The organism is Okeania sp. SIO2F4, from assembly GCF_010672385.1.
Lineage (GTDB): Bacteria > Cyanobacteriota > Cyanobacteriia > Cyanobacteriales > Microcoleaceae > Trichodesmium.
In genome coordinates this window covers 18,189-27,284 of sequence record NZ_JAAHGT010000035.1, presented here as the reverse complement: position 1 = coordinate 27,284, position 9,096 = coordinate 18,189, and the positions used below count along the sequence as shown (strand labels likewise).

At 37.9% G+C, this 9,096-nt stretch carries 5 protein-coding genes; 4 read left to right on the top strand and 1 reads right to left on the bottom strand.

What is annotated here, in order from left to right; all coding sequences use genetic code 11:
* Positions 1–137: 137 nt before the first annotated feature.
* On the bottom strand, positions 138–284 hold the full coding sequence (locus F6K22_RS04200) for a hypothetical protein (protein ID WP_293093655.1): 147 nt from the start codon (positions 282–284) through the stop codon (positions 138–140).
* A 1,488-nt stretch (positions 285–1,772) separates the two neighbouring features.
* Between F6K22_RS04200 and F6K22_RS04195 the strand changes: the two genes are divergently transcribed.
* The 4 genes from F6K22_RS04195 to F6K22_RS04180 all read left to right on the top strand — a co-directional run bounded on the left by F6K22_RS04195 (position 1,773) and on the right by F6K22_RS04180 (position 8,788).
* A complete protein-coding gene (locus tag F6K22_RS04195; RefSeq protein ID WP_293093653.1) occupies positions 1,773–4,823 on the top strand; it encodes an ABC transporter transmembrane domain-containing protein in 3,051 nt (1,016 codons plus the stop codon).
* Positions 4,824–5,791: 968 nt separating this feature from the next.
* On the top strand, positions 5,792–7,786 hold the full coding sequence (locus tag F6K22_RS04190) for a beta-barrel domain-containing protein (RefSeq protein ID WP_293093650.1): 1,995 nt from the start codon (positions 5,792–5,794) through the stop codon (positions 7,784–7,786).
* A gap of 52 nt (positions 7,787–7,838) precedes the next feature.
* Positions 7,839–8,204, top strand: coding sequence for a HetP family heterocyst commitment protein (locus F6K22_RS04185; RefSeq protein ID WP_293093647.1), 366 nt, complete (start codon positions 7,839–7,841; stop codon positions 8,202–8,204).
* Positions 8,205–8,533: 329 nt separating this feature from the next.
* A complete protein-coding gene (locus F6K22_RS04180) occupies positions 8,534–8,788 on the top strand; it encodes a hypothetical protein (RefSeq protein WP_293093645.1) in 255 nt (84 codons plus the stop codon).
* Positions 8,789–9,096 lie beyond the last annotated feature (308 nt).

The following is a 9,096-nucleotide window of genomic DNA, read 5'->3' as shown; positions in this document are numbered from 1 at the left end:
ATAGGGAGATGGTGAATATATCTATTTTTCTACCTTTTTCCCCTATTCTATTTCTGGCGTTGCTGAAACCTTGGGATGAATCTTTCACCCCCCACACCCCCCACACTCCCCACACCCCCCACACCCCCCACACTAATTCATCCCACATATAAGCAAGGCCCTATTTCTCCATCTCCTGACTTCTGAGGACTGACTCCTAACTCCTGACTCCTTTCCCAAAAACTCGCACTTTGGCTAATATTCCAAATGGCTTCTATAAGAACATTTTTTTGTATCAGTCCCATACTTCCTAAATATACTTACCAATCTAACTTCATCAAAACTTCATAATTTCTCTAGATGTAGCTATACAGATCAAACCTTTATTCCGTAATGAATTCCACTGATTTGAATAACTAAAAACACCATTGTTATTTTTAAAGATTCTGTAAAGTAGACCTAGAAGGAATTGCAAAAATTTCGAGGGGAAGGTAGATTAATTTTGTAGGCAATAAATTTTACTAGAGGATTTAAGAATTTTGAAAAAGCTTTCAATTTCGGCTGTCTAGTTTGCTTTTTCTAGGGTAATAGTGGTTCAATGATTTCCCACTCTATTGTCTGTTAAGTTGCCTGAGTACAGGATTTATTTTTTATTTTACCCCCTTTCACAAATATACCACTCAGGGGTTCTATAAATGCTCAAACGAGCCTCAAGAATGACTTCGGACTCATGACTTGCACGTACTGCTATAAAAGTCACCCACTACACCATTTTTCGTATCTTATTTCCTAAAAAAAATCTTGCATGAGTGCCTTCTGGAGTTGCTCCAGCCAAAAATCTATATTTTTTTACGTCTATGTCTACTGATGTGCTTTTACCTATACTTTTAATTAGATATCTCCAGAAATTAAGTTTTAGCCTAGGAATTACAAAGTTTTGAGATTAATTTTCGCAGAGGTCTATTAGACCTCAATCTCTCAATACTGACTTGGACTATCGAGGCAATGAAGCTCATAGTTTACGGCTGAATGTTCAGGAATTTTTATATCAGCAATTTGGCTGATCATCGAATTCAGCAATTTGGCTGATCATCGAATTCAGCAATTTGGCTGATCATCAAATTCAGCAATTTGGCTTATAGTACTACCCATTATTTGGGTATGTTCCAAATGTATGACGATCGATACCGTAAACAATATTAATTAGACTTTTTCCCTCAAAACTTAATAGAGTGAATCCACAAGCAAAGATTAAGACAGCGTATTAGCTTACTCTTCGGTATGTTCGGTGGGTTAAGGCTCCTAGTTAAAAGTTTGCGTAGCGACTCATAAGTATTGCTGCCAATTCAAGTCGGCGACAGCAGTTTTGCTGTAGCACAACTTCGTTAACCCTCTGCGACATATAAAGCGTTTCGGCTGCTTGCTGCCGACATGAATGCAGAATATGACAAAGGTCAAGCTTTGCGGAACGCAAAACCTACCCTAAGCCTAAATTTAATATTTTTTTTATAAACAGTCTCTAACTCTTAATTTGATGAAAAATATTACAAAAAGCTGTTTTTTGGCAACAATTTATAGAGAACAGGCAACAAAACTTGGTAGCAAAAATTCACCTAAATATAAGTATCACACCATTGATTTTTTAAAGATATGTATCAAAACTTTTGATGTTTGATATAAAAGGGGTAAACATGCTAATCTGAAGCACAGAGTTACAGTAAAAATCTTTCTTAATTCTGATATAAAATATTTGTTTTTTGAAAATACAAATCAATTAATCGATATAGATAACAATGAAAAAAATATCAACATACGATAGTTCAACTCCAACTACACAAGCAAACTCTGCAATTTTAGAAAAATTAATAAAACTGCAAATAGATACTGCTATAGCTTCTGATTTGCTCAAAAATTCTCAGACAAATGAATTTAAGCTTGGTGATGAGTTAATTAAAAATGAAAATGAAATTAATGATTTTATTTATCTAGTATGTGAAGGTAGAGTAAGAATTTTAGCCTTTGACTCAGAACAACAACAAGAAATACCAGTAGATGTGTTAGAAACAGGAGAAATATTTGGTGGAGACAACTTATTCACAGACAATATAAAACTTTATCGGGCGATCGCTGCCAGTCAAGGCCAAATAGTAAAAATTGACCTGACCCAACTACAACCATTACTCAAAAAACAACCCCAACTAGAACAACATCTACAGGAACAAACACAACAACGACAATGCCAAATCTTTCTCAAAACCTGCACAGAATGGCGATCGATCCCAAGTCATCAACTACGCCCCATATTGCCCCACTTTCAGGAAATACAAATACCCGCAGGAGAAATACTCACAATAGCAACTCCAGGGGAAACCGCACATTATTGGCTAAATAGTGGTCAAATTTCTACAACCCAAACTGCAATACCCACCTTTCCCAGTTGGGGTTATCCTGACAAAACACCTACAGACTGGCAAGCAGAAACACAACTATCAGTTTACAAACTACCTAAACAACAATGGGATCAACTTATATCCTTATTAAAAAACCCAAATAAAATCCCTCGGAAGAAAGCAGTTACCATCCATTCTCAACAAATCACTGCCGATACGCCACCGCCAACCCCAGAAAATTCTCAGTCCCCACCTAAAGAAAACAAAGTTCTTTTTCCAAAACCAATTAACCGCCGAGTGCTGGATATTTTTGCCTACTATCCAATGATTTTCCAGCAATCATCCTCAGATTGTGGGGCAGCTTGTTTAGCTATGATTAGCCAATATTGGGGTAAACGCTTCAGTATTAACCAACTACGAAACTTGTCGAATGTGGGGCGCTCCGGTGCTTCCCTCAAAAATCTCGCTAAAGCAGCAGAAAGTCTAGGATTTCAATCTAGACCTGTACGAGCATCTCTAAGTCGTCTAGAAGAGCAAACAGATCCTTGGTTTGCTCACTGGGAAGGAATGCACTATGTGGTTGTCTACAAAGTTAAAGGTAAACAAGTTTTAATTGCAGACCCAGCGCTCGGCAAAAAATGGTTAAGTCGTTCAGAATTTCTGGGAAGTTGGAGTGGTTACGCCCTGCTATTGCAGCCTACTCAAGAATTACGAAATGCTGAAACAGGTAAAGTATCTCTAGGCAATTTCTTCAATGTTTTGTGGCCATATCGTAATACGATCCTACAAATTATTCTGGCGTCTGTATTGATTCAAGTATTTGGCATCGTTACGCCCTTCTTTACCCAAGTTATTCTTGACCAAGTAGTTGTTAACAAAAGTCTCAGTGCTCTCAATGTTTTTGCCTTAGGGAGTTTAATGTTTGGAATTGGAGGTCTGGCGCTGGGAATAACCAGACAATATTTACTTCAGTACTTTTCTCATCGAGTCGATCTGACTATGATTTCTGGTTTTATCAGTCACGCTTTGAGATTACCTATAAAATTTTTTGAATCTCGGAGGGTGGGTGACATTATTACCAGGGTTCAAGAAAATCAGAAAATTCAACGTTTTCTGATTCGCCAGGTGGTGATGTCTTGGTTAGATTTTCTCACCGGGATGGTTTATTTGGGGTTGATGTTTTATTACAACCCGAAGTTAACTTTATTGGTATTGGCCTTGATTCCACCGATAACAATTTTAACTTTGGTTGCTACTCCTTTTTTGCGCAAGGTGTCGCGGGAGGTTTTTAATGCTTCAGCAGATCAAAATTCATCTTTGGTGGAAATGATGACCGGCATATCTACAATCAAAACTACGGCAACTGAAAAGGAGTTACGCTGGCGGTGGGAAGAGGATTTCACTAAGTCTCTGAATGTTGGTTTTAAGGCCCAAAAGTTGGGAAATCTTTTACAGTTTAGCAACGGGTTAATTAATAGTATTGGTAGTACGGCTTTACTGTGGTTTGGATGTTTTTCTGTGATTCAGGGGGAACTGAGTATTGGTCAGTATGTGGCTTTTAATATGATGATTGGTAAGGTGATTACCCCGTTTATGGTGTTAGTGAATCTGTGGGATGAGTTGCAGGAGATTTGGATTTCTGTAGAAAGGTTGAATGATGTGTTGGGAGCAGAACCTGAAGAGATACCAGGCCAGGAAATGTTCGCGTTGCCACGGTTACGGGGAGATGTGAAATTTGAGAATGTTACCTTTCGTTATGATGAAGATCAGGAGAGGAATACACTTCAGAATATTTCTTTTGATGCCAGATCGGGGCAGACTATTGCGATTGTGGGGCGCAGTGGGTCTGGTAAAAGTACCTTGGTGAAGTTGTTGCAGAGTTTGTATTATCCAAACAGTGGGCGAATTTTGATTGATGGCCATGATGTTCGTAATGTTTCGCCCCCGTCTTTGCGATCGCAACTTGGTGTTGTGCCTCAAGATTGTTTTTTGTTTTCGGGGACTATTTTGGAAAATATTAGTATGTATGCTGATGATGTACCTTTGTCAGAGGTGATAGAAGTGGCCAAACTGGCAGAGGCTCATAGTTTTATTCAGGATATGCCTTTGGGATATAACACTAAAGTGGGCGAGCGGGGCTCGTCTCTATCTGGGGGGCAACGTCAACGGGTGGCGATCGCCCGCGCTTTATTGGGTGACCCTCGAATTGTGATTTTGGATGAGGCGACTAGCTCTTTGGATACTGACTCAGAGCGCAGGTTTCAGGAGAATTTAACTAGGATTAGTCGGGATCGGACTACTTTTATTATTGCTCATCGTCTATCTACGGTCAGAAATGCTGACCAAATTTTAGTTATAGATAAAGGAATTTTGTTGGAGCAAGGTACTCATGAGGAATTGATAGCTCTTGGTGGGTTGTATTATCATTTAGCACAACAACAGCTTGACCTTTAATTATAAAAATGGTAAAGTAACACCGAATAAATACTGAATTTATGTAAATATTTGTTACATTTATTCCTATTACTTTCCTAGGGTTTGTTATCAATCAAAAGAGTTGACATTAAGAGCGTAGTGATTCCGCCGAAAAAAAACCGAAAAGAACTCTGTAATTACGATCGAGTCTTATAGAACCCATTTGATATCTATTAGACATCTCCAGAAAAGAGGGAACAGGGAAGACTTAACTGGGAACAGGGAAGAATAATTGATAATTTCTGGATAATAATTGATTTTATTTTTTATTTTTGGAGATGTCTATTTAAAAATAGAGGCGGAAAGGGGAAGATGGGAGATTATGATTGAAAATTTTTTCGCCAAACTCAAACATGATCGCGGAATCGCTACGAGCTATGACAAACGTTCAGTAAACTTTCTGGGAGGAATTTATTTAGCAGTTTCAGTCATTTATTTTATTGACATCTCTATCATCATCTCCCTTAAAGATAGAATCCCTATTTTGTCAATTTGTTAATTTATGACAGGCTTTAATTATTAACAGAGAAATATATCTTAATAAGATTAAGTTCTCAGGGTCAATCTCTTTTTTGCTTTTTTAAATCGCAAAATATTAAGAACTGTATATCTAAAATTGTAAAAAATTTGTGAAAAATATTTACATAGATAAAAAAACTGAAAATATTACCTATATTGGTAGATAAGGGATTATTTTTGACATTTTTCAGAATATTTATAGACAATTAAAAGAGGATTTATATATGTCTGAATAAAAGATAATTGTTAATAGAAAATCAAATGACTTAACTAGAAAAAAAATCAAACAATTGTAAAAAACTGCCAAATTGGCAAACAGAATAAGATATACTAAGTTAGTATAATTAGGGAGGGATAAATCAGAAAGCATACAATTAAAAAAAAATTTTAACAGCTTGAAAAAAGATCAAAAAAAAAAGGGTGAGGCCATGAATTCTCAGACTAAATCAGAAGCAGAATGCGATCAAAACAATTCATCTGCTAAAAGCTGGAATTTACAGGATCTAAATGCAGAGTACGATCACATAGATGAAGTAGCAGCCTCTATCTATGGAGGAATACCAACATCAGCTAGGGGACCACAGTTACCCACAGCTGCTCAAAATCAGGACAGACCAACACAGACTCAAAATGTTAATGCTTCCAATTGGTCACCATTTGTCCAAAATTTGCTCGATCAACCAACAGCAGCATTTCCCAGGCAAGTGATATTAGGGGGTATAGCTTTCTGTATGGCTTTCGGTAGTTGGGCATGGTTTGGCAAAATTAATGAAGTAGGGCAAGCACGGGGGGAGTTAGTGCCACAGGGACAAGCTTACAAAGTCCATCCGGTGGAGATGGGAAAAGTAGCTAACATTCCTGTAAAAGAGGGAGATACAGTAAAAACAGGTCAAGTTTTGCTTGAACTAGAGACGAAACTGGCAGGAATAGAAGTAAAGCGACTAAAGCAACAACAAGTGGCTTATGAAAAAGAGTTAGTTCAGAAACAAACCTTGCTTGAGAGACTGAGGATGGAAGCAGGAAGCAGAGATGGTGTGGCTAAGGCAGATATGAGAACCCAGTCAGTAGCGATCGCTCAAGCAGAAAAAAATGTGGAAACTACGCGAGCGATGCTGAGTCAGTTAAAGTCAGATGTGGCGGCATTACAGCAACGATATATAACTCTCAAACCTTTGGCAGATAAAAGTCGGGAGTTAGTGGCACAACTGCAAGCTGACGTGGATGCTTCTAGGGAAAGACGACAACATCTAGAACCAATTGAAAGTCAAACAGATAAGTTACTGGAACAACTGAAAGCTGATGTAGATGCTTCCAGAAAAAGAAGGCAACAACTTGCTCCAATCTCAGACAAAACCCAAGAGTTGATTGAGCAACTCAAAGCAGATGTAGTAGAACATCAGCAACGGGTGGAGGCATTACAGCCCCTGGTTGAGGAGGGGGCAATGTCGAAGGAACGTTTATTTCAAGCACAACAAGCACTGCGCGATCGCCAACAGGCTCTAGTTCGGGCTCAGTTATCTGAAAAAACTCAGGCTCAGGAACGGTTGTTTGCAGCCGAACAAGCTTTGCGCGACCGGGAGAATGCCATTATTCGGGCGCAGTTATCTGAGAAAACTCAGAGTAGGGAACAGTTGTTTTCAGCCGAACAAGCTTTGCGCGACCGAGAGAATGCTATTATTCGGGCACAGTTGGCAGAGGAAACTCAGGCCAGGGAAAGGTTATTTACAGTGGAACAGAATTTGCGCGATCGGCAAACCCAAATAACTGAAACCGAAGGCAAATTAGAGCAAGCATTAGCAGAAGCACAGCGACTCAAAGCTCAACTTTCCCAAAAACAGGCACAAGCACAAACAACTCAGTTAGAAATGCAGCAACGTATTCAGCAGTTAAAAGTTGAGTTAACTCAACTGAAAGCAAGAATTAGTGAAAATAAAAATTTACTTGCCACTGCTGAGACTAGGTTGAAGGAACGGTTTGTTTATGCGCCTGTGAGTGGTGTGCTACTTTCTCTGAATGTTGGTAATAGTGGTGAGGTTGTGCAACCAGGGCAAACTATTGCAGAAATAGGCCCTCAAGACGCCCCACTGGTTTTGTCTGCTAAGTTACCTAATCCCGAAGCTGGATTTATCAGAGTGGGGATGCCAGTGCAACTTAAGTTTGATGCTTATCCTTATCAAGATTATGGACTAATATCCGGCAAGGTTTCCTCTCTTTCTCCTGATACAGAGCAGGATGCACAAATGGGAGATGTTTATCAGGTTGAAATAACCTTGGAGCGTAACTATGTGACAGAAAATGGTGAAAAGATTAGCTTTAAACCTGGTCAAACTGCGAGCGCGGACATTATTATTCGTCGCCGTCGCATTGCAGATGTTTTATTAGACCCAATTAGGCAAATGAAAGCAGAAGGCATCAATTTTTAATAGCACTTTCAAATTTTGTTAAATTCATTAGAAAAAATCTGGAGATAAAATTATGAGTTCTGAATTATTGTATCGTCAAAGCAAATTAGATAAAATCATGACTCGCGAACAGTTTGATTTAATTATTGAAGCCATACTTGCTGGCAAGTATTCTTGGGCTTGTGTTTTAATCTTACGTTTTGGTGGTCATAACCCCCTCGACTACATTCCCTATCGTACATTTAATCGGTTAATCAAAGAAAATTGTAAAGGTTGTAAACCTAGTAAACACAGAAACCGAGGTGAAGATGAAATGGAATTTGTTGGTGCAAATAATGATTCAAAAGTTAGCAGTATCGATCGTCAAAATGCCAAATACAGTCAAAATAAACAGGCATCAAGCGATCGTAAAAATCAGCAAGATGCCCTGGCAATCTAATTGAATTTATCAGCCTGTACATAAATCTTAAATATGGATGTGAATACCCTCGGTAGCAACTACATGAAAATGCTATTAGAGGGTTTATTTTTTCACAAATATTCTCCAATTTATTGCTGTATAAATTATGTGGTTTTCCACAAATAAATCATATCTCTTATCTAGAAAAAATGTCAATATTTTTATCTATAAATTATGCCATTTTGGCAAGAAATTATCAAGATAATAAACTTGCCAAAATGGCAACACAACTCTAGTTTAATTATCTATGATCAAAAGAGTATAAACACGACAGATATAATTATGCAATCAAAATTAGGATAAAATCCATGAATATTTATGAACTAAATTATCTAGAAAATGTGAAAGAATCCAGTTTAGTTAACGGTGGTTCCTCTTTTGCTTATGGATTTTCCCAAGCTTTTGCAAAAGGCGATTTAACACTGGCTATAACCAAATCTATAGTCTCTGTTTCCCCAAACTATGCCTGGGCAATTACCTCTGGAAGTGCTTATGCTGTGGGTGGAGTTGTTTCTACCTCCAGTCAGGCTGGAGCTTCTAAGAATAATGTCTACTCTTATTAAGTGGTTAGACAAAATTAATTGGACAAAATAAAATCACTCTCTCCAGTCTCGATAGTATAGTTATTTTAGTTTAGATTGAGACGAGCATTTTTGGCCGTGAAAGGGTTTCAGCTGAAAAAATGTTTCATTCTTATTTGAAATGACTATAAACACTTTTAACCTTTGAAGTATCAATAAATCAAGCATATTCCTATCCCTAATCATGGAACATAACTTGGTTATTTGAGTAGCCATTAATAAGAGGTATCATCAACATATTACCTCTTATTAAGAGCTTGGTTAATGCTAAAAATTCAAGTCAAATAAGT

Coding starts and splice junctions, on each gene's coding strand:
- F6K22_RS04200 (WP_293093655.1), bottom strand. CDS start 284: ATGGGACTGATACAAAAAAATGTTCTTATAGAAGCCATTTGGAATATT.
- F6K22_RS04195 (WP_293093653.1), top strand. CDS start 1,773: ATGAAAAAAATATCAACATACGATAGTTCAACTCCAACTACACAAGCA.
- F6K22_RS04190 (WP_293093650.1), top strand. CDS start 5,792: ATGAATTCTCAGACTAAATCAGAAGCAGAATGCGATCAAAACAATTCA.
- F6K22_RS04185 (WP_293093647.1), top strand. CDS start 7,839: ATGAGTTCTGAATTATTGTATCGTCAAAGCAAATTAGATAAAATCATG.
- F6K22_RS04180 (WP_293093645.1), top strand. CDS start 8,534: ATGAATATTTATGAACTAAATTATCTAGAAAATGTGAAAGAATCCAGT.